The sequence below is a fragment of the Shewanella sp. GJ50-10 genome, from assembly GCF_055808815.1.
Genome location: NZ_JBVVSS010000001.1, coordinates 1264287 through 1285290 on the forward strand (window position 1 = coordinate 1264287; position 21004 = coordinate 1285290).

Sequence of the window (21004 nt, forward strand, 5' to 3'; positions counted from 1 at the left end):
GAACTAATACTAAAACTTAAACCGCGTTCCAAAATGGAATGTATTGGGCGAATAAGATATTAATAAAGTTCATTGCAATTAACACCAACATCACTGATAAATCTAACCCACCCATTGGCGGTAAGATTTTGCGAACAGGGCGTAAAAATGGCTCGGTTAATTGATCCATCACCATCACTATTGGGTTGTGGCCTTGATTAAACCAGCTTAGTAAAGCGCGGATGATTAATACCCAAAATAGTAATACACCAGCTTCTTTTATTACTGAAACCACTGATAAAATAATTAACGATACCGCATCGATTTTAAATTCGACGATTAATGTTAAAGCTAAAAACTTAACCATCACAACAATCAAGGCAAGTGCGATGGATGCAGTATCAATCACGCCAACAGACGGCAGCACACGGCGCATTGGAGCAATAACTGGCTGAGTCGCTTTAACAACAAACTGACTAAATGGATTGTAAAAATCTGCTCTAGCAAGTTGTAGCCAAAAACGTAAAATTACCACCATTAGGTAGAGGTCAAATACCGTGGTAACGAGAAAGTGCATTGCATTCATTTTAAGTGCCTTGTTTGGTTGGTACGCTTAATGTGTAAATGAGTTATCTGATCTTGCTGATAGCGAGCTAATGCTATTTCGCATATCTATTACTAATAAAACTGTTAAATATCTCTAATAACTAACAGTGTCGCCGAATCAGCATATTTTTAAAATGTTTTTGCCATTTCTTCTGCTCGTTTTATGCAGTTAGTCATTGCTTGGTCAACTAATCCGCGTAAATCACCTTCTTCAAAGGTTTCTACAGCCCGTGCTGTAGTGCCACCTTTTGACATGACATTGGTGCGTAACTTCTCTAATGATAGCTCAGGGTTTTGCACTACCATTTGCGCAGCCCCAAGTGCCGCTTGTTGAGCTAGAGCTCTGGCGGTGTCTTCATCCATACCCGTTTTAACGCCATGTTGGATCATTGATTCAATAAACAAGAAGAAATAGGCAGGAGAGCTTCCCGCAAGTGCAATGACTTGGTTTAATTCGTCTTCTTTTTGTACCCAAACAACTTCGCCACCGGTTTTCATTAAGGTTTCGCAAATTTGTTTCTGTGCATCTGAAATCGAGTCATCGGCAAAAATACCTGTCATACCCACACCTATTTGTGTTGGGGTATTTGGCATTGCACGGATTAATTTAACAGGTTGTTTGAAATAATCTTGATAACGCGCCGCTGGAATACCAGCTGCGATAGTGACTAATAACTTATCAGATAAATCTAAATGACTTAGCTGTTCGCAAACAGTCTGCATGAGTTGCGGTTTTACACTGAGCACAATGACATCAGCTGAGTTGGCTGCGGCAATATTATCGTGGGATACATTAATATTAAAATCCGCTTTTAACGCATCTAATTTACCTACACTAGGGTTCGTCGCATGTACCAAAGAGGCAGGGTAGCCATTAGTGACTAAGCCACTGATCATAGAACGAGTCATGTTGCCGGCGCCGATGAAGCATACTTTTGCTTGAGTCATTTGTTTCTTACCACTTTATAGTTGTTAATTATTAATCTTATTAATGGTGTGTAGTGTTATCTAAATACCGGAATAGTATCCTTAGTTAGCATTTAAAATATGTTTGGGCTGCAACATAGAGTTTCAAGGCCGCAATTATAAATTATCCTTCATGAATAACAGCTTAATAAGCGACATTTATTTTCTAGAACCAAAAATAGCAGTACCAATTCTCACCATGGTTGAACCGTGTTCAATGGCAAGGCTTAAATCATTACTCATCCCCATTGAAAGGGTATCTACACTAGGGTATTGCTGTTTAAGTTCAAGGTATAAGTTTTCAAGTTGGCTAAATTCTTGTTTTTGCAGATTAATATCAGATGTTGCAGTGGGGATAGCCATTAAGCCACGTAAGGTGAGGTGAGGTAACGAATCAATAACCGTAGCGAGTTGAGCCACTTCTTGTTTTGATACGCCTGATTTACTGGCTTCATTACTGACGTTGACTTGAATACATACTTGCAATGGATTTTTATCGCCAGGTCTTTGGTCATTTAAACGTTTAGCGATTTTTTCACGGCTTAAAGTGTGCATCCAATCAAAGTGTTCAGCAATAATGCGTGACTTATTTGATTGCAGCGGGCCGATAAAATGCCATTCAATATCTGGGTAGTCAGCGCTGAGTGCGATGACTTTTTCTTCACCTTCTTGAACGTAATTTTCACCAAAACAGCGTTGACCTGCTTCATATGCTGCTAGGATATCTTCAATAGGTTTGGTTTTACTTACTGCAAGAAGGGTCACTTCTTCACTATTACGTGAACAATTTTGCGCCGCTTGAGTGATTTGGCTCTGGGCGATTGATATTCGGTCTGCTATTGTTGTCATATTGTTTTTATTTGTTTAAATGGATGTCATTGACCATGGAAATTACTGAGTTACTTGCCTTTAGTGTAAAGCACAATGCCTCGGATCTACACCTTTCAGCAGGCGTATCGCCAATGATCCGTGTAGATGGTGAAGTCAGAAAAATTAATTTACCTGCATTAGACCATCAAGCAGTACACGGTTTAGTGTACGACATCATGAATGATAAACAGCGTAAGGACTTCGAAGAACATTTAGAAATCGATTTCTCGTTCGAAGTGCCAAACCTTGCTCGTTTTCGTGTAAATGCATTTAATCAGTCTCGCGGCGCTGGTGCGGTTTTCCGTACTATTCCAAGTGAAATTTTATCATTAGAGCAGCTCGGTGCTCCAGAAATCTTTAAGACAATTTCAAGTTTCCCACGTGGTCTTGTGCTGGTAACAGGTCCTACAGGTTCCGGTAAGTCGACAACACTAGCAGCTATGGTTGATTACATTAATAATGAACGCCATGACCATATTCTTACCATTGAAGACCCGATAGAATTCGTTCATCAAAATAAACAATGTTTGGTTAACCAACGTGAAGTCCATAAACATACTCATGGGTTTGATGCGGCGCTTCGAAGCGCGCTTCGTGAAGATCCCGATGTTATTCTTGTTGGTGAGATGCGTGACCTTGAAACCATTCGACTTGCAATGACTGCTGCAGAAACAGGTCATTTAGTGTTTGGTACTCTGCATACCACCTCAGCGGCAAAAACCGTTGACCGTATCGTTGATGTATTCCCTGCCGGTGAGAAAGACATGGTAAGAACTATGTTGTCGGAATCATTGCAAGCTGTTATCTCGCAAACCCTGATTAAAAAAGTCGGTGGCGGCCGAGTTGCAGCCCATGAAATCATGATGGGAACACCGGCGATTCGTAACCTAATTCGTGAAGATAAAGTCGCGCAAATGTATTCAGCAATTCAAACGGGTATGGCTCATGGTATGCAAACCCTTGAACAGTGCTTACAGAACTTGGTGAATCGTGGACTAATCACTCGTGATGACGCAATGTCTAAGAGTTCAAACAAGCAAGCCAACTTTTAAGGGGAAATAAAATGGATGTACATCCTTTTTTAAAGGTCATGGTTGACCGTAAAGCCTCAGATTTATTTGTTACAGCGGGCTTTCCGCCAAGTGCAAAAATTGATGGTGAGTTAAGACCGCTTTCTGAAACAAGTTTTAATCCAGAGCAGTCGTTAGATTTTGTTGAATCATTAATGACTGATATTCAAAAGCAGGAGTTCCATGAAAGCCGCGAGTGTAATTTTGCATTTGCAGCAAAGGGCTTAGGTCGTTTTCGTGTCAGTGCTTTTTGGCAGCGTGAATCTCCTGGCTGTGTGATGCGCCGTATTGAAACTAAAATTCCAGAAGTAGAAGATTTAAAACTACCTCCAATTTTGAAAGACTTAGTGATGAGTAAGCGTGGCTTAATTATCATGGTAGGTGGTACGGGTACTGGTAAGTCGACATCGCTGGCATCTTTAGTGGGTTATCGTAATGCGCACGCGCGTGGGCATATTTTAACCATTGAAGACCCTGTGGAATTCGTTCATGACCATCGTAAAAGTATTATTACTCAGCGAGAAGTTGGTATTGATACGGATTCATTTGATGCGGCGCTTAAAAGCTCGCTGCGTCAGGCACCTGATGTTATTTTGATTGGTGAGATCCGAACTCAAGAGACTATGGAGTTTGCGTTATCTTTTGCTGAAACAGGTCATTTATGTATGGCAACACTTCATGCTAACAACGCCAACCAAGCGTTAGACCGTATTATGCATTTAGTGCCTGAAAGCAAACATAACCAGTTACTTTTTGATTTATCTCTTAATTTACGCGGGATTGTTGCACAGCAGTTGGTACCTAAATCGGATGGAACAGGTCGTCGAGCAGCGATTGAGGTATTAATTAATACTCCTCGTGTAGCCAGTTTAATTCAGAAAAATGAACTGCACTTACTCAAAGAGACCATGAGTAAATCTCGCGAGCAGGGTATGCAGACGTTTGACCAAGCCTTATTAGATTTATATTTAGAGAAAGAAATTACTTATGCTGATGCATTGCACCATGCAGATTCTCCAAATGATTTACGTCTAATGATTAAGCTGCAAAATAATGAAACCAACGGTTCAGGCTTAATGGACGGCGTGACTTTAGATTTAGGCTAAAACCTAGAAGTCGGTTTGAAAGTTAATCGATTTGTCCAAGCCTAAAAATCTTGTAGGAAAAACCAAAGTGTATTGCTTTGGTTTTTTTATATTTGAATTTTGAACTGCATTTATGTTGAATAACTATATGTTCAGCGTCGGCAGATGTTTAATGGAACATCTATATAGATTATTTACATAATTGATGATCTGCTTTTATTAGAACAACGTATAATCGGTTAAATAACAGTGTTAGTAATAAAACAGCACTATTAAATGACTTAAGTCGAAAGGAATCAATATGAAAAAGCTTCTATTAACTGCTGGATTACTTACTTTAAGCAGCGCTCTTTTACCTACTACAGCTATAGCAAATAGCTGTCCTGATTACCTTAATGTAGAAGCAAGAAAACTGCATTCAGATGAAATAGTCGACTTATGTGAAGTCACTAAAGGTAAGCCCGTACTGATTGTTAACACAGCGAGCAATTGTGGATTTACACCTCAATTTGAAGCGTTAGAAGCATTACATAAGCAATATGAAGATGATCTAGTAGTGATTGGGTTTCCATCTGATGATTTCTTTCAAGAAGAAGATGACGAAGCTAAAACTGCTGATGTATGTTTCGTAAATTATGGGGTGACATTTACTATGGTCTCAACATCTGCCGTTCGTGGTAGTGACGTTAACTCTGTATTTGCTTATTTAGGCGACAAAACTGCAGCTCCGAAATGGAACTTTTATAAATACTTAGTCAGTGCTGATGGCGAAAGTGTGCAGCAATTCAACTCTCGAGTAAAACCGGATAGCGAAGAACTGAAAAAAGCGATAGAGTCAGTGCTATAAATTATGCATCGTTCATAAAACTAATTGTTTACAAGTTAGTCACTTAGTCAGTGGCTTTATATTTGTAATAACTATAATAGTTTTAGCGTGTGACAGACTTTAACATTGGGGTGAGTTGGTATTTTCACTCGATGATTAGACTTTTTCGGAGACAGTTTTGTATAAATTTTCTGGTTTAAGTAAAGATGACGGCCATAAGACACGCGGCAAAACAGGCGTGTTATTAATGAACTTAGGTACACCTGATGAACCTACACCATCAGCAGTAAGACGATATTTAGCTGAGTTCTTAGCAGATCCTAGGGTTGTTGAAATTCCTAAGCTTGTTTGGATGTGTATTCTACATGGCATCATCTTGCGTGTTAGACCAGCAAAGTCTGCGGCTTTATACAAAGAGGTATGGACTAAAGATGGTTCACCCTTAATGGATATCAGCTTGCGTCAACAAAGCAAGCTAGCAAAGTTATTTGCCGACAATGATGTTGATGCTTCTGTTCATCTAGCGATGCGTTACGGTAACCCGTCAACGCCTTCTGTGCTGCAAGCAATGCACAAAGATGGCATCGATAGAATTGTGGTTTTGCCTCTATATCCTCAATATGCAGCCCCAACAACAGCATCAGCTTTTGATGCTATTGCAAAAGAGCTGTGTAAGTGGCGTTATATTCCTGCACTGCACTTCATTAATACCTACCATGACGACCCAACTTTTATTGATGCATTAGCTGAGTCAATTCAAACTGACTTCGATGCAAATGGTAAACCTGAAAAACTGGTGTTGTCATATCACGGTATGCCAGAGCGTAACTTACACTTGGGCGATCCATATTATTGCTTCTGTGTTAAAACCACTCGATTAGTGGTTGAGAAACTTGGTTTAGATGAAAAAGAATATGTGATGACATTTCAATCTCGCTTCGGTAAAGCTAAATGGTTGCAGCCTTATACAGATGCAACAATGGAAGCATTGCCTGGTGAAGGCGTGAATGATATTGCCGTTATTTGCCCAGCGTTTAGTGCAGATTGTTTGGAAACGCTAGAAGAGATTAAAGGTGAAAACCGCGAAGTTTTTGAACAAGCGGGCGGTAAGAAGTTCCGCTACATTGAGTGCTTAAATGATAACGATGCGCACATTAATATGATGGCCAATTTGGTTAAACCTTATCTATAAGGTCTTTAGTTCAGCTAGAAATAGTCCGGCTTGAAATAGTTCGCCTAGAAATAGTTAGACTAGCAAAAGTTCGCCTAGCAATAGTGCGACTAATAAAAGCTACTTAATAAAAAAGGAGTCCTCAGGACTCCTTTTTTATATTCTAAATTCTTATGTATTTAGCAATTTAATCAGCAAATTGGTTTTCAAAATAGCTTTCAATAATTAATACAGCTGAAACTGCATCCACCTGGCCTTTAGTTAGCTTCTTATATCCACCTAACTCGAAAAGTCGGGCTTTTGCATCTGTTGTCGTCAATCTCTCATCTTGGGTTGCGACTTTAACCCCAAAGCGCCCGCTAACACGATTTGCGAATTTTCTGGCTCGCTGAGTCATTTCTTGTTCTGTACCATCCATATTAAGTGGTAGACCAACGACAACTAGATCAGGTTGCCATTCTTTAATCACAGCTTCGATTTCATTCCAATTAGGGATCCCATCATTGGCTTTAATTGCAGAAACAGGTGCAGCGCTTGCTGTTATTTCTTGCCCAACAGCCACACCAATGCTTTTTGTGCCAAAATCAAACCCAAGAACGGTTTTTGATTGCATGAATTTTTACCTTAGATTGCCAACATAGTCGGCATTATTGTTTTAATCAGCTTATGAACTGCTTAAGGTTAAGAGTGACCCACTTGAGATGAAATTTGCCAAATATCAAATCCTAGCCTTTTGGTCGCTTCAGTCCAAAGTTCATCAATATCTTGGCCAAATAATAACTCGGATGTCGCGGGTATAGTTAACCAGGTATTATCAGCTAATTCTTGTTCAAGCTGATCTTTGCTCCAACCTGAATAGCCAAGTGCAACCACAAACTGTTTTGGTGACTCTTTGGTTCCTAATGAGTTAAGCACATCACGAGAAGTGGTCAGCATACAAAAGTCACTGATAGACTCGCTGTTAACCCATTGCTCCTGCGGTGTGTGCAGCACAAACCCGCGGTCTGTATCCACAGGGCCGCCAAGTAACACTGGGCCTTCAAGATCTAAACTTAATTCAGACTCATTGTTTAAGCCAATTTGATCTAGTAATTCGTCGATAACTATATTCGTCGCACGATTGATCATCACGCCCATCGCGCCTTTATCGTTATGTTCACAAATATAGATAACAGAACGCTCAAAGAAGGTATCTTCTAATGAGGGCATAGCAATTAATAAATGACCTTGTAAGCTATCCATAATAAATCCTTGTGCTAATACGTAAATTGGATGCTGCTAATAGCAAGGTATACGTTCGATGCATTAATAAAGTGCAGATTATCCGCCGGCGAGCTTTACGGTGTATTTTTGTTTTTCTAAAAGAGTCTTAATTTTTTCTCTATCATCTGTCTGAACTTCAATATCGAAATCTTTAACTGTTCCGCCGCAGCCGCATTGCTTTTTAAGCTTTTGCGCAAGGGCTTTAAGTTCCTTAGGAGCTAAGCCTAAGCCTTTAATAACACTAACGCCTTTACCTTTTCGGCCTTTACTGTCTTTGTGTATTCTGACAATACCATCACCTTCAGGAATGGCTGCTTCAGCTTTAGGCTGGTCAATTTTACCGCCATCGGTGCTATAAACTAAGGATATATTCGGATCAATTCTCATAAAACAACAAAGTAAGAAAGTGTTATCAATAGTCTAGCAAACTAAATCACAGCGCTAAAGGCTGATAATAGCTAACTTATGCTGCTGAGAGATTAAATGACATGTATAGCATGGAAGGCTGATAATAGAGTGAAGAATGTTGATGCTCTGTAAAGAGACACATTTTGTTTATATTATCAGTTGATGATTAAGACTTACCTAGGTAAGCTGAATTCAATATCAGATAAAATCATTAAATAGTAAATTAAAACAACTTGTTTGCTAGTTACCGTTTGGAGTTAATATGAAAAAGCTTTTAGTTGCAGCCGCAGTTTTAGCATTAAGTGCCTGTAGTTCATTAAAAACAAGTAGTGACTACGATCCAGCTGTTTCGTTTGAACAGTACAAAAGCTTCGCTTGGGTAGAAAAGAAAAACGAAGATTCTACTTACCATTTAGATGGTTTGATGGACCAACGTGTTAGGGATGCGGTCAACTCTCAACTGACCCAGAAAGGTTTGTCACAGGTTGATGCTGCACAAGCTGACTTGTTAGTTAACTATTTAACCAAAGTTGATAAGAAAATTAATGTTGATACCTTCAACACTAGCTATGGCTACTACCCATATTACGGTCGTCGTGGCTGGGGCGGAGCAGGGATGAACACCCAAACTACAGTTCGTGAATATGAAGTAGGGACTTTGATTGTCGACTTAGTTGATAAAGAAAGTGGCAATTTAGTATGGCGTGGCAGTGTTGCAGATACCATTCGTGACCAAAATACTCCTGAAGAACGTGTTGAAATCATTAACCACGCAATTGCTGAAGTGATGATGAACTTCCCACCAAAGCCAGAAACTAAGTAATATAAGTTTCGTTGTTAAAAGCAGCAGCTTTGTGCAGGTAAACTGGTAAGTTAGTTATTACTACTTTAAAACCACCTTATTGATGAGGTGGTTTTTTGTTTTATATGCAAAAGTACTGATGTATCTTGAAGTTTTAATGACTTTTTATTGAGCTTTTAACCTTGCATTTGTATCAATATTCATCAAATAGGGGCATAAACTCTAAAAGCCATTTCTTTACAAAAATAGCTTTGCTAAAATTAATAAATTGGTGATAACGGAAGTCACCACTGGATGATATAAGAGTAATCAAAGATGAAGTCATGGTATTTGTTATATTGTAAGCCGCGTAATGAACGACGCGCTCAACAAAACCTAGCCATGCAGCAGATTGAAAGCTATTTGCCCGTCATTCAAGAGGAGAGAATATCTCAAGGAAAAACAAAGCTTGTAGAAGCCCTATTATTCCCTTGTTATCTATTCATTTATTTTGACCCTACACAAGTGAGCGTTAGCCGCATTCACTCAACTCGTGGTGCTTCAAGGATTATTGGTTGTCGTGAGGATATGACGCCAATTGATGACAGAATTATCCAGCAAATAAAGCATCGGGTGATGAAGCATAAACCTGAAGTGGATAAAGGCATACAAGCAGGTGATAAAGTGCAATTCACTGAGGGCCCTTTTGTAGACTTAGAAGCTATTTTTGAAGAAACAAATGCCGAGAAACGCTGCTTTGTATTGTTCAATATAATGGGCCAACAAAAAAGGCTATGTGTTGATAAAGAAAGCATCAAAAAAGTCTGAGGTTTGGTTCATCGATGATGAAATACTCTTTTTGACGTAATTGAGTCGTGAGGAAATAGTCCTATTTATTTGTGAGACATTAGCCATTGACCGTTTTAAAGATGTAGTAAAAATTATAAAACGTGCTTTTGATTGTTTTATAAATAGATGAATCATATTGCAAGTTTATGATTTTGTGGCTATTACATAGTTTTAGTGTTGTGAGTGTGTATTACTAGAAGCATCAAAAGTAAATGGCTGAATATGACGAAGGAATTTTATTTTTAATATAATAAATGCCCGTCAAATGAGATATAGTATGCAACACTTTTAAGACTGCTTATTAAAAAGAACTAGTACTAAACGGTACTTTTTAATCAGTTGTTTTATTTAAAATATGAAAGTCGAGTTCTCGATGGGCACTATAGAAGCCGCAATCTATGGGCGGTAGCGTGTCTAAATCTTAGTAAGTTTCTTACATGTTAACCAGTTAGTGATGATTTGGAGATTTAAAGGTGTTTCAAAAAACTAAAAGTTTAGCCATTGCAGCAATGAGTGCTGTAATACTATTCAGTTTACCAGTGCAAGCTGCTACTCCGTCTCCACAAATGATTGAGCAGTTCAAATCATTACCAGCATCTGAACAGCAAAGACTGGCGAAACAGTATGGCATCGACCCATCAATGTTAGGTGGTAACACTGGACAATCGACTCAAATTTCTGAGCCATCTCAAGTGGCAAGCCGTGACGTAGCTAAAGCAACTAAAAAGAAAGAGACTGAATTAGATTTTGAACAAGATAGTAAGAAAGCCGAATTAGCTTACTTTGGCTACGATATGTTTGCTGGCGAGCCAATGACATTTTCGCCTGTATCAGATGTCCCTGTGCCAAGTGATTATATGGTCGGTCCCGGCGATACTTTAAATGTGCAGTTATATGGTAAGGATAATAGCGAATATTCTTTAACAATTGGTCGAGACGGTACTATTCAGTTTCCAGAACTTGGGCCCATTTCAGTTGTTGGTTTAACTTTTGTTGAGGTACGAGAATACCTTAGCGATAGAATAGAAAAGCAAATGATTGGTATTGAATCCAACATTACTATGGGTGAACTGCGTTCAATTCGTATTTTTATTGCTGGTGATGCATACAAACCAGGTTCTTACACGGTATCAAGCTTATCTTCAATCACTGAAGCCCTGCTTGTAGCAGGTGGCGTTAATGAAATTGGTAGCCTTCGAAATATTCAAGTAAAAAGAAAAGGTAAGCTAGTTACCACATTTGATTTATATGACCTATTGCTAAAAGGCGATGCTTCTAAAGATATTAACCTTAGATCTGGGGACGTTGTATTTATCCCTTCAGTTGGTGGTCGTGTAAGCGTTACTGGTGAAATCAGACGCCCTGCGATTTACGAAATTAAAACTAATGAAAATATAAATGATGTTATTACGATGGCTGCTGGTGTTAACCCAGGCGCTTACCCAAGAAGAAGTAGCATTGAGCGCTTTAATCGCAATGGATTAAAAACCATTGTGAATGTTGATCTAACTTCAGATACAGCTAAAAAACAGCTTGCTAAAGCGGGTGACTTTATCCGCGTTAAAAGTGCTTCGACACAATATGAAGATGCTATTACATTAGTTGGTGCCGTTGTTCGCCCTGGAAAATACCAGTGGTACCAAGGTCAAAAAATAAATGATTTACTACCTACAATTTGGGGTGATTTAGCCATTTCTGCCGATTTAACTTATGCACTCGTTATTCGTGAAATCGATAAATACGGCAATATTGAAGTTTTACAATTTGCACCAGGTAAAGCGATTACTCAAGCCGATTTAACACAGAACCTGACTTTAAACCCTCGAGATAAAGTGATCGTGTTTAATCATGATGATGCATCAATCAATCGTTATGAACTAAACAAACTCGTTCAAAAGCGCGCCGCTAAAATTAAATCATTGAGTAGCGATTCATTAATTGGAACCGACTTGTTCAAAGCTGGTTTCAAATCAATGAACGTTGGCGACACTTCAGCAATGCTCGGTAAAACAGATATCGGTGGTGTTGTTATTGCTGGTGCTACAGCGGCTTTAGATGATGAAGAAAAGCTGATTGGTGATGAAGTCAGTAAAATGTTATCAAACTTGTTTGATGACCGTGACCTTATCAAAATGAGTAATTCATTAAGTCGTGAAGAATTACTATTCCCAATCATCAGTAAATTGTCACAGCAAACCAAATCATCTGAAAAAGTTAATGTAATAGCTATCACTGGTAAGGTGAAGCATCCGGGTATTTATCCGCTCAGCGTGAACGCGAAAGTTAGCGATTTAGTTTTAGCTGCGGGAGGACTTGTTGAAGGTGCTTACACGTCAAGAGCTGAATTAACTCGTACCGAAAGTTCTGATTCGTTGTCTGATATAAAACATATTCATGTCAATGTTGCCAATGCAATGGCATTCAACCCCGATGATAATATCGCGCTTGAAGGCCGAGACATGCTAGTCGTACTAACAACACCCGAGTGGCAAGAGCGTAAGTCTGTTGAAATTCGAGGCGAAGTGAGATTCCCAGGTGTTTATAATATTCGCCGTGGTGAAACACTCGCAGATGTGATGAAACGGGCAGGTGGCTTTACCGATTATGCATTCCCACAAGCATCAGTGTTTGTTCGTGAGTCAGTCAGATTACAAGAACAATTAGAAATTAGAAAATTAGCCGATCAACTGCGTCGTGATATCGCAACACGCGGTGTGTCTAAAGACGGCACAGTAGTTAATTATTCTGAAGCACAATTAATGCTAAGTGACTTAGAAAATATCCAGTCGGTAGGGCGCTTAGTTGTAGATTTAAACGCTATTCAAGTAGGTATAGAGCAAGCTGATTTACAGCTTGAAGATAAAGATGTTTTGTATGTACCGACAACGAAACAAATTGTATCTGTAATGGGCGAAGTACAGCACCCAGCAACACATAGATTTAAAGATGGCTTAACGTTAGACCAGTACCTTTCTATGTCAGGTGGCCCACGTGAACGCGGTGACGATGGCAGAACATACGTGATTAAAGCTGATGGCTCAGTAATGCTACCTGAATCAAACTTCTGGTTTAGTAAAACTGCTGCGATATCAGCAGGTGATACGGTTATTGTGCCACTTGATACCGAGTACAAAGATAACCTGACGCTATGGACTCAGGTAACACAAATTATCTATAACAGTGCTGTTGCGCTTGCAACCATCTCTGGTTTATAACACGCTGCTACTTTGAAACTGCAATCTAACTAAAGCACCTATTTTAGGTGCTTTAGTGGGTTTTACCATTTTTGTAAAATGTCTTTTAAGGAAACTAATAAAAAGCAACTAAGTACTTTTTATTAATAAAATGCGATGACAAAACAGATACCACAAAATTATACAGATGCAAATTTTGAGCTAAATCAGCAATATAATGCTAATGATGAAATTGATTTAAGAGAATTATTTGCCGCTATTTGGCAAGGTAAATGGATAATCATCGCGATTACCGCCGTTTTCGCTATTGGCTCAGTTATTTATGCTCTAAATCAGCCAAACATTTATAAGTCTGAAGCTTTATTATCTCCAGCTGATACAGAAAATGGAGGAGGTAGTTTGGCTGCACTTGCAGGGCAATTTGGTGGATTAGCTAGTATGGCTGGGATTAACCTTGGTGGCGGAGGGGATAAAACTCAAATGGCTATTGAGGTACTGAAGTCTAGACAGTTTACCAGTGAGTTCATTCAAAAGTACGGGATTCTTGTTGATTTAATGGCAGCTGAAAGTTGGGATATGGCTACAGAATCATTATTTTATAATTCCGACATCTATGATGAAAATACTCAAAAGTGGGTGAGGGATGTATCAGCTCCATACCAGGTGAAACCTTCTATGCAAGAAGCTTACAAAGAGTTTAGTAAGGTGATGACGGTTAGTACCGATAAAGAAACAGGTATGGTCAACGTTTCTGTAGAGCATTTATCTCCTTTAGTAGCGCAACAATGGGTAAATTGGTTAGTTGAAGACATTAATTTAGAAATGAAGCAACGAGATGTTGCCGAAGCTCAGCGAAGTACTGCGTTCTTAGAAAGTCAAATAGCTCAAACAAACGTTGCTGATATTCGCACGATTTTATATCAGTTAATTGAAGAGCAAACTAAAACCATCATGTTTGCTGAAGTGCGAGAAGAATATGTATTTAAAACCATTGACCCAGCTTTAGTGCCTGAAGAAAAATCTGGTCCTAAACGGGCATTAATTTGTGTAGTGGGAACAATGCTTGGAGGAATGCTAGCGATCATGATTTTGTTAATTAGACATTTCAGCAGAAAAGAAGATTAAGATATATAAATTAAGAAAAATGAGTTTATTGAGACTGTTTACTGAACAAAACTGAAACTGAGACATTTTAAGGAGTAGCTGTAATGTCGCTATCTCAAATGAATAAAAAATGTCTCAGCACAGTGTTGAGGCTGATACATAAAATTAATTTATTTCGGTTTATAGTAATAAAGTATGTAGGTAATGAGTTCTCAATTTGTTCTACGAAACACAAATTATAAAATATAAGGCAGTTAGATGAGTCTATCATTAGAAAACGTAAAGATCGGTATTATTGGTTTAGGTTATGTTGGCTTACCGTTAGCTGTAGAGTTTGGAAAGAAGTTTAATACTTTAGGATTTGATATAAATGCGACTCGAGTATCAGAGCTTACATCTGGAAAAGATTCTACTTTAGAGTGTTCAAGTGAAGAACTTAAAGAAGCAACTAAACTAAAATATAGTGCAAACGTAGCTGACTTGAATGAGTGTAATGTCTATATCGTTACTGTTCCAACGCCAATTGATGAACACAAACAACCTGATTTAACACCACTCATTAAAGCGAGTGAGATGCTTGGTAAGGTTATCAAGAAAGGTGATATCATAGTCTATGAGTCTACTGTATATCCTGGTGCAACCGAAGAAGAGTGTTTACCAGTAGTAGAGCAAGTTTCAGGGCTTATTTTTAATACTGATTTCTATGCTGGCTATTCTCCTGAGCGTATTAATCCTGGTGATAAAGAGCATCGTGTAACCAATATCTTAAAAGTAACCAGTGGCTCAACCCCTAAAATTGCCGAATTTGTAGATCAGTTATACAAAACAATCATTATCGCAGGAACTCATAAAGCATCATGCATCAAGGTCGCGGAAGCTGCTAAAGTAATCGAAAATACGCAGCGTGATGTAAATATAGCGTTGATTAATGAGCTTTCTATCATCTTTAATAAATTAGATATAGATACTTTAGAAGTGTTAGAAGCTGCTGGTACTAAATGGAACTTTTTACCATTCAGACCAGGATTAGTTGGTGGTCACTGTATCGGAGTTGATCCATATTATCTAACGCATAAAGCTCAAACAGTAGGTTATCACCCTGAAATGATTTTAGCTGGGCGTCGGTTAAATGATGGGATGGGTCAATATGTTGTATCTCAGCTAGTTAAGAAAATGCTAAGGAAGAGAATACATGTCGATGGAGCCAATGTGCTAGTTATGGGGCTTACATTCAAAGAGAACTGTCCAGACTTACGGAATACCAAAGTGGTCGATATTGTTTCAGAGTTACTAGAATATAATATCAATGTTGATGTAATGGATCCATGGTGTTCGAATATTGAAGCTCAGAATGAATATGGGTTAGACCTTATATCTGACATTAAATCTGACAATTATGATGCGATCATTTTAGCGGTTTCACATGACGAATTTAAATCGATGGGTATTGACACTATTAAAGGTTTTGGCAAATCTAATCACGTACTCTACGATTTGAAATATGTTCTAGATAAAGCTGATGTTGATATGCGATTGTAGTGTAGCTAGTAAATTCTTTAATTAATAATGGCAGAATATAAATGACGCAGTATGAAAAAATAAAAAAAGAGTTAGTTAATAACCCAAAAGTTTGGTTAGTAACTGGTGTTGCTGGCTTTATTGGCTCAAATTTACTAGAAAAATTATTAAAACTGAATCAAACCATAGTCGGATTGGATAACTTTGCTACTGGGCATCAACATAATTTAAACGAGGTTGAAGGTTTAGTATCAAAGGAACAATGGAATAGGTTTCGATTTATACAAGGTGATATACGTAATATAGAAACGTGTATTGAGGCTGTAAATGGCGTTGATTATATTTTACACCAAGCAGCTTTAGGCTCTGTTCCTCGCTCTATTGCCGATCCAATAACGACTAATCAGGCTAATATTACAGGCTTTTTGAATATGTTGCATAGTGCTAAAGAAGAAGGAGTGAAAAGCTTTACTTATGCAGCGAGCAGTTCCACTTATGGTGATCACCCTGCATTACCGAAGGTTGAAGATAACATTGGAAATCCATTATCACCTTATGCAGTAACAAAATATGTCAATGAACTTTATGCAAATGTTTATGCTCGTACATATGGTTTTAAATCAATTGGTTTAAGGTATTTTAATGTATTTGGTAAACGTCAGGACCCGAATGGTGCTTATGCTGCAGTTATTCCTAAATGGACAGCATCAATGCTTAAAGGGGAAGATGTTTATATAAATGGTGATGGTGAAACGAGTCGAGATTTTTGTTTTATTGAGAATGTCGTACAAATGAATATTTTGTCTGCCACAGCTAATAGTGATGCAAAAGATTCGATATACAATGTTGCTGTTGGTGATAGAACAAGTCTAAATCAATTATTTGAAGCTATAAAACTAGCGTTAGTTTCAAACGAACAAGTAGTAACAATTCAGCCTATTTATCGTGAATTTAGGGCCGGTGATGTTAGGCACTCTCAAGCTGACATTAGTAAAGCACAAAATACATTAGGTTATATCCCTTGTTTCACTATTGACAAAGGTATTGAAAAAGCGATGCCTTGGTATATTCGTTCTCTATCAGACAAATAGTTGAGGAAATATACAGAATATGAGTCAGTTAGCGATATATACTAAGTTTAAAATAAGTAATTATTGGCGTTTATTAATTAATAAAATCAAGTTAGGCTTTTGCGGAGATAATGTTTTTTTTGAAAAAAATGTACAATTACTTAGATTCCCAAAGAATATTTCAATTCAAAAAAATTGTCATTTGAAAGAAGGAGCTAAAATTTGTTCCTGTAACCCTCAAGCCAAAATAAAAATCGGTGAAGGTACTTCCATTGGCTACAATACTGTCATTTTTTCATCTAATAATGTAAATATCGGTGGACAATGTATGATAGCGCCAAATGTCTATATTGTAGATAGCGATCATGGATTGGAACGCAGCATACCCATGAAGCAGCAACAAAATTCAACAGCACCAATAAAAATCGGAAATGATGTTTGGGTGGCCGCTGGCGTTATCATTTTAAAAGGAACTGTGATTCCTGATGGATGTGTTATCGCTGCTAATTCTGTTGTCAAAGGTGAACTAGAGCCATATTCGATTTATGCTGGTTCCCCAGTGAGAAAAATAGGAGAGCGTTAATGAAAGTCGGTGCAATTATATTGGCACGTTTAACCTCTTCAAGACTACCAGGCAAAGGGTTAAAAATTATTAATGGGCAAGAAATTCTTTTAAGAATTATTAATAGTTTAAAGCTGGCTAAAAATGTTGATGAAATTATTTTAGCTACTTCTGAACTTAGCTCAGATGATGCCCTTTCAAAATTTGCAAAACAACATTGTATAACCTTATTTAGGGGGAGTTTACATAATGTAGCAGAAAGGTTTCTATTAGCTGCTGAAACTAATAACCTTGATTGTGCTATCCGAATCAATGGGGATAACCTTTTTGTTAATCCGTGCCTCGTTGATGAAGCTTGTATCAGAATTAAACAAGGTGCTGATTTTGTATCAAATGTAAAAGAACGTACTTTTCCAAAAGGAATGAGTGTAGAAGCAATTAGAACAACTGTTTACAGAGATCATTTTAAAAGATTCAACATGGATAATGATGTTGAACATGTTATGCCTTACTTTTACCGTCATTGTAGTGAGTTTAATACTTACTTCATAAAGAACACTAAGTTTCCAGATGCTGCAGGTATGCAGATTGCTATTGATACACAAAGAGATTTTATAATTGCTCAAAATGTGCATAGCAACTTTGAGTACGATAGTTATGAACTTAATTTAGATAAACTTGTAAAAGAGTTTCAGTTTCAGGAGAAAAAAATGAATTTTGTTGGACAACATGGACCTTTACTTATTGCTGAAATCGGTGGAAATCACGAAGGCAACTTCGATTACGCTAAAAAATTAACACAATTGGCAATTGACAGCGATTCCGACTTTATTAAGTTTCAAATATATTCAGGTAATACATTAGTTAATCCTGTTGAATCGCCTGACAGACATAAACACTTTAAAAAATTTGAGCTAAGTAAAGAGCAATATCGTGAACTTGCTAAAATGATTACAGACTCTGGTAAGAGGTTTATGGCCTCTATTTGGGATGAAGAGATGATCGATTGGGTTGATGACTATAATCCAATATATAAAATTGGTTCAGGTGATTTATTAGCTTGGCCACTTCTGAAGAATGTTGCAAATCGTGGCAAACCAATTATCTTATCTACTGGATTAGCTACAGAAGAAGAAGTAACAGCAACAGTTAATTATATAAGAGAGTGCAATACATTATATGAGGGAGCTGACTACCTTTCAGTTCTTCAATGCACATCAATGTATCCAATTCCAAAATCAGCTGCAAATTTAGATGTTATGGTTCGTCTAAATGAATTAACAGGTACAACTATGGGCTACTCAGATCATACTGAAGGGTCTGATGCCTTGAAAGTTGCGGTGGCAATGGGAGCTCAAGTTTTGGAGTTTCATTTTACAGATGAAAGAGAAGGTAAAGAGTTCCGTGATCATAAGGTTTCAATCACTAAAGATGAAGTTCTTGATTTAATTGAGCACATTAAGGTAATTAATACACTTAAAGGTAGCAAAACTAAAAAACCTGTACCGATTGAGATAGAAACAGGACATGTCGATAGTTTTCGTAGAGCAATTTATCCAGCAAAGGATTTACCTTTAGGTCATGTGGTAACGACTGATGATCTTATTATTTTACGACCTTCCCATGGTTTATCTTCTCGTTATTATGATGATGTTATTGGTAAAAAAACCACTAGAGAACTGACTAAATACGAGAAACTAACTTGTGATGATTTTTCATAATGCAAAAAATAAGTTCATTTTTTTATAAGCTCTGGTTGAAAATAAAGTTTGGCCGAAGCTTATACCTAGCCCCAAACGTAGTTATTTTAAAAGACACCCTTTTTATAATCGACAAAGATTCTAAAATTGAAATTAACTCTGGATGTATCATACGTTCAGGGACTGAGTTTCGCGCTACTAAAAATTCAAAATTGATAGTAGAAAGAAATGTGAAAGTAGATAAGCTTGTTCGAATTATTGCAACGAATGATACAACGGTTAATATTGGTCAGGGGTGTAAAATTGGAATTGGAACTGTCTTTAATGGAGGTGGTAATATCGATATAGGTGATAAAACATTGATATCTGGTTATGTGTATATTCAGACTAGTATGCATAATCATAATACGACTGAAAATAAAGATATCATTGATAATGGTTACACCTACGCGGATATTAAAATAGGTCGAGGTTCCTGGTTAGGAGTACATTCTGTTATTTTCCCCGGTGTAACATTAGGGGACAGAGCTATTATTGGCAGTAACGCAGTAGTAAATAAATCTTTTGAAAAAAACTCCATTATTGGAGGCATTCCAGCTAAGAGACTAAAATGATAATAAAAAAACCATTAGTAACAATTTACATCACAAACTATAACTATGGTTCTTATATTGAAGAAGCTGTGGAGAGTGCATTACAACAAACTTACGACTTTATAGAAATCATTATTATTGACGATGGTTCTACGGATCAATCAAAATACATAATAGAAAGTTATACAAACAGAAAAAATATACAATCAGTATATCAAGAAAATAAGGGACTAACTAAAACAAATAATGTCGCCCTTGCAATGGCTAATGGCGATTATATAGTTCGATTAGATGCTGATGATATATTACATAAAGATGCCATCGAAAATCTTATTTCAGGTTTTACTTGTGATGACGTTGCAATGGTATTTGGTAATTGGAATGTTGTTGATGAGAAAGGCAGCTTTTTGTTTACATACAAACGTCACGACTTTCAAAAAGATGTAACTTTAATGGATTCCCCTGCACATGGCGCGTGTACAATGTTTAAAACGGACTATCTTCGATCTATAGGTGGTTACGATGAAGATCTTCGATGCCAAGATGGATATGAGCTTTGGTTTAGAGTGATCGATAAATTTAAAGTGAAAAATATTGATAAAGTTATTTTTGACTATCGGCGACATGGTAACAATTTAACTGGTAGTGAAGATAGAATATTATCTACTCGGGCTAATATTTTAAGAAAAGTTGCTAGTAATAAAAGCGTGAATAAAAGCAAATCATTTGCTTTTATTCCTGTGCGTGGTAGCAATATTGATTCTCGTTCTATGCCATTTCAAAAAATAGGTGAAAACTATATTATTGATCTTGTGCTAGATGATGTTATTCAAGCTAAAGTGTTTGACAAAATAGTGGTATCTACGCCAGATGAAGTACTTATTCGCTATCTCCAAGAAAAAAAATATAAAAATGTAATTACACATCTACGAAGTAATTCTAGTGCAAAAATAAACACAAGCCTTGATCAACTTTTATCAGAATACATCAGAAGTGAAGGTGCAGATTTGCAAACGACTGAGTTTGGTATGGTAATTGGGATTGAAAGACCTTTCAATAAAGGTTATCTAATTCAATCAGCAATAGATATAGCACGTATATTTAATGTAGATAATGTTATTGGGGTAAGGCCTAATAGTGAAATTTTCTTCAGGCATACAGGGAGTTCACTTGATGGTGTTAATTTCTCTAGTAATAGTTTGCGGTTAGAGCGTGATGATTTTTATGAAATGGTACGAGGTTTTAATGTATTTCGAACAAATAATTTGATTAAATCAAACTCTCTTTGGGGAAATGTTATTGGTCATGTTGTATTTGATCAAAAATCGGCTTTTGCTATAGATTCTCAATTAGATGTTTTTCTTGCGGAAAAACTGCAAGCATTATAAT

Annotated in this window: 20 protein-coding genes; 14 read left to right on the forward strand and 6 right to left on the reverse strand. The window is 37.3% G+C overall.

Annotation, left to right across the window (positions count from 1 at the left end; all coding sequences use genetic code 11):
- Positions 1-16: 16 nt before the first annotated feature.
- From AC0L4E_RS05315 to AC0L4E_RS05325, 3 genes are all read right to left on the reverse strand, one after another.
- The gene (locus tag AC0L4E_RS05315) at positions 17-565 is read right to left on the reverse strand and encodes a YggT family protein (RefSeq protein ID WP_473678302.1); all 549 of its coding nucleotides are present in this window, start codon (positions 563-565) and stop codon (positions 17-19) included.
- Between the two features lie 149 nt (positions 566-714).
- On the reverse strand, positions 715-1533 hold the full coding sequence (gene proC, locus AC0L4E_RS05320) for a pyrroline-5-carboxylate reductase (RefSeq protein ID WP_473678303.1): 819 nt from the start codon (positions 1531-1533) through the stop codon (positions 715-717).
- Positions 1534-1710: 177 nt separating this feature from the next.
- Positions 1711-2400 (reverse strand): YggS family pyridoxal phosphate-dependent enzyme, encoded by a 690-nt coding sequence (locus tag AC0L4E_RS05325; protein WP_473678304.1) that lies wholly within the window; start codon positions 2398-2400, stop codon positions 1711-1713.
- 35 nt (positions 2401-2435) lie between these two features.
- Here AC0L4E_RS05325 and AC0L4E_RS05330 point away from each other — a divergent pair, with 35 nt between their 5' ends.
- The 4 genes from AC0L4E_RS05330 to hemH all read left to right on the forward strand — a co-directional run bounded on the left by AC0L4E_RS05330 (position 2436) and on the right by hemH (position 6594).
- Positions 2436-3473: a type IV pilus twitching motility protein PilT gene (locus tag AC0L4E_RS05330; RefSeq protein ID WP_220753529.1), complete on the forward strand. Its 1038-nt coding sequence runs from the start codon at positions 2436-2438 to the stop codon at positions 3471-3473.
- An 11-nt stretch (positions 3474-3484) separates the two neighbouring features.
- Positions 3485-4597 carry a PilT/PilU family type 4a pilus ATPase gene (locus tag AC0L4E_RS05335; protein ID WP_473678305.1) on the forward strand — a complete coding sequence of 371 codons (1113 nt, stop codon included), beginning with the start codon at positions 3485-3487 and terminating at the stop codon, positions 4595-4597.
- 280 nt (positions 4598-4877) lie between these two features.
- Positions 4878-5423: a glutathione peroxidase gene (locus AC0L4E_RS05340; RefSeq protein WP_473678306.1), complete on the forward strand. Its 546-nt coding sequence runs from the start codon at positions 4878-4880 to the stop codon at positions 5421-5423.
- 157 nt (positions 5424-5580) lie between these two features.
- Entirely contained in the window at positions 5581-6594 is a 1014-nt protein-coding gene (gene hemH / locus AC0L4E_RS05345) for a ferrochelatase (protein WP_473678307.1), read from the forward strand.
- A 166-nt stretch (positions 6595-6760) separates the two neighbouring features.
- On the opposite strand, the gene ruvX is transcribed toward hemH, so the two are convergent.
- From ruvX to yciH, 3 genes are all read right to left on the reverse strand, one after another.
- Positions 6761-7186 (reverse strand): Holliday junction resolvase RuvX, encoded by a 426-nt coding sequence (gene ruvX, locus AC0L4E_RS05350; RefSeq protein WP_473678308.1) that lies wholly within the window; start codon positions 7184-7186, stop codon positions 6761-6763.
- A gap of 68 nt (positions 7187-7254) precedes the next feature.
- Positions 7255-7815 carry a YqgE/AlgH family protein gene (locus AC0L4E_RS05355; RefSeq protein ID WP_473678309.1) on the reverse strand — a complete coding sequence of 187 codons (561 nt, stop codon included), beginning with the start codon at positions 7813-7815 and terminating at the stop codon, positions 7255-7257.
- 78 nt (positions 7816-7893) lie between these two features.
- Positions 7894-8223, reverse strand: coding sequence for a stress response translation initiation inhibitor YciH (gene yciH, locus AC0L4E_RS05360; RefSeq protein ID WP_473678310.1), 330 nt, complete (start codon positions 8221-8223; stop codon positions 7894-7896).
- Positions 8224-8506: 283 nt separating this feature from the next.
- Here yciH and AC0L4E_RS05365 point away from each other — a divergent pair, with 283 nt between their 5' ends.
- The 10 genes from AC0L4E_RS05365 (at position 8507) to AC0L4E_RS05410 (ending at position 21003) form a co-directional block, all read left to right on the forward strand.
- Positions 8507-9067 (forward strand): DUF4136 domain-containing protein, encoded by a 561-nt coding sequence (locus AC0L4E_RS05365; RefSeq protein ID WP_473678311.1) that lies wholly within the window; start codon positions 8507-8509, stop codon positions 9065-9067.
- 294 nt (positions 9068-9361) lie between these two features.
- Positions 9362-9853, forward strand: coding sequence for a transcription/translation regulatory transformer protein RfaH (rfaH, locus tag AC0L4E_RS05370; protein WP_473678312.1), 492 nt, complete (start codon positions 9362-9364; stop codon positions 9851-9853).
- 494 nt (positions 9854-10347) lie between these two features.
- Positions 10348-13089 carry an SLBB domain-containing protein gene (locus AC0L4E_RS05375; protein WP_473678313.1) on the forward strand — a complete coding sequence of 914 codons (2742 nt, stop codon included), beginning with the start codon at positions 10348-10350 and terminating at the stop codon, positions 13087-13089.
- A 135-nt stretch (positions 13090-13224) separates the two neighbouring features.
- Positions 13225-14193, forward strand: a complete 969-nt coding sequence (locus tag AC0L4E_RS05380) for a Wzz/FepE/Etk N-terminal domain-containing protein (RefSeq protein ID WP_473678314.1) — start codon at positions 13225-13227, stop codon at positions 14191-14193.
- 237 nt (positions 14194-14430) lie between these two features.
- The gene (tviB, locus tag AC0L4E_RS05385; protein ID WP_473678315.1) at positions 14431-15711 is read left to right on the forward strand and encodes a Vi polysaccharide biosynthesis UDP-N-acetylglucosamine C-6 dehydrogenase TviB; all 1281 of its coding nucleotides are present in this window, start codon (positions 14431-14433) and stop codon (positions 15709-15711) included.
- Positions 15712-15752: 41 nt separating this feature from the next.
- Positions 15753-16781, forward strand: a complete 1029-nt coding sequence (locus AC0L4E_RS05390) for an NAD-dependent epimerase/dehydratase family protein (protein WP_473678316.1) — start codon at positions 15753-15755, stop codon at positions 16779-16781.
- Positions 16782-16800: 19 nt separating this feature from the next.
- On the forward strand, positions 16801-17343 hold the full coding sequence (locus tag AC0L4E_RS05395; RefSeq protein WP_473678317.1) for an acyltransferase: 543 nt from the start codon (positions 16801-16803) through the stop codon (positions 17341-17343).
- The gene (locus AC0L4E_RS05400; RefSeq protein WP_473678318.1) at positions 17343-19043 is read left to right on the forward strand and encodes an N-acetylneuraminate synthase family protein; all 1701 of its coding nucleotides are present in this window, start codon (positions 17343-17345) and stop codon (positions 19041-19043) included. The genes AC0L4E_RS05395 and AC0L4E_RS05400 overlap by 1 nt, the downstream gene beginning before the upstream one ends.
- Entirely contained in the window at positions 19043-19636 is a 594-nt protein-coding gene (locus tag AC0L4E_RS05405) for an acyltransferase (RefSeq protein WP_473678319.1), read from the forward strand. Before AC0L4E_RS05400 ends, AC0L4E_RS05405 begins: the two co-directional genes overlap by 1 nt.
- Positions 19633-21003, forward strand: a complete 1371-nt coding sequence (locus AC0L4E_RS05410) for a glycosyltransferase (protein WP_473678320.1) — start codon at positions 19633-19635, stop codon at positions 21001-21003. Before AC0L4E_RS05405 ends, AC0L4E_RS05410 begins: the two co-directional genes overlap by 4 nt.
- Position 21004 lies beyond the last annotated feature (1 nt).

Bases quoted from the DNA above. Each gene is read 5' to 3' on its own strand.
- AC0L4E_RS05380 (WP_473678314.1), top strand. From the start codon at position 13,225: ATGACAAAACAGATACCACAAAATTATACAGATGCAAATTTTGAGCTA.
- AC0L4E_RS05395 (WP_473678317.1), top strand. From the start codon at position 16,801: ATGAGTCAGTTAGCGATATATACTAAGTTTAAAATAAGTAATTATTGG.
- tviB (WP_473678315.1), top strand. From the start codon at position 14,431: ATGAGTCTATCATTAGAAAACGTAAAGATCGGTATTATTGGTTTAGGT.
- AC0L4E_RS05355 (WP_473678309.1), bottom strand. From the start codon at position 7,815: ATGGATAGCTTACAAGGTCATTTATTAATTGCTATGCCCTCATTAGAA.
- proC (WP_473678303.1), bottom strand. From the start codon at position 1,533: ATGACTCAAGCAAAAGTATGCTTCATCGGCGCCGGCAACATGACTCGT.
- AC0L4E_RS05400 (WP_473678318.1), top strand. From the start codon at position 17,343: ATGAAAGTCGGTGCAATTATATTGGCACGTTTAACCTCTTCAAGACTA.
- AC0L4E_RS05335 (WP_473678305.1), top strand. From the start codon at position 3,485: ATGGATGTACATCCTTTTTTAAAGGTCATGGTTGACCGTAAAGCCTCA.
- AC0L4E_RS05410 (WP_473678320.1), top strand. From the start codon at position 19,633: ATGATAATAAAAAAACCATTAGTAACAATTTACATCACAAACTATAAC.
- AC0L4E_RS05315 (WP_473678302.1), bottom strand. From the start codon at position 565: ATGAATGCAATGCACTTTCTCGTTACCACGGTATTTGACCTCTACCTA.
- ruvX (WP_473678308.1), bottom strand. From the start codon at position 7,186: ATGCAATCAAAAACCGTTCTTGGGTTTGATTTTGGCACAAAAAGCATT.
- AC0L4E_RS05325 (WP_473678304.1), bottom strand. From the start codon at position 2,400: ATGACAACAATAGCAGACCGAATATCAATCGCCCAGAGCCAAATCACT.
- AC0L4E_RS05340 (WP_473678306.1), top strand. From the start codon at position 4,878: ATGAAAAAGCTTCTATTAACTGCTGGATTACTTACTTTAAGCAGCGCT.
- rfaH (WP_473678312.1), top strand. From the start codon at position 9,362: ATGAAGTCATGGTATTTGTTATATTGTAAGCCGCGTAATGAACGACGC.
- AC0L4E_RS05390 (WP_473678316.1), top strand. From the start codon at position 15,753: ATGACGCAGTATGAAAAAATAAAAAAAGAGTTAGTTAATAACCCAAAA.
- AC0L4E_RS05330 (WP_220753529.1), top strand. From the start codon at position 2,436: ATGGAAATTACTGAGTTACTTGCCTTTAGTGTAAAGCACAATGCCTCG.
- AC0L4E_RS05365 (WP_473678311.1), top strand. From the start codon at position 8,507: ATGAAAAAGCTTTTAGTTGCAGCCGCAGTTTTAGCATTAAGTGCCTGT.
- yciH (WP_473678310.1), bottom strand. From the start codon at position 8,223: ATGAGAATTGATCCGAATATATCCTTAGTTTATAGCACCGATGGCGGT.
- AC0L4E_RS05405 (WP_473678319.1), top strand. From the start codon at position 19,043: ATGCAAAAAATAAGTTCATTTTTTTATAAGCTCTGGTTGAAAATAAAG.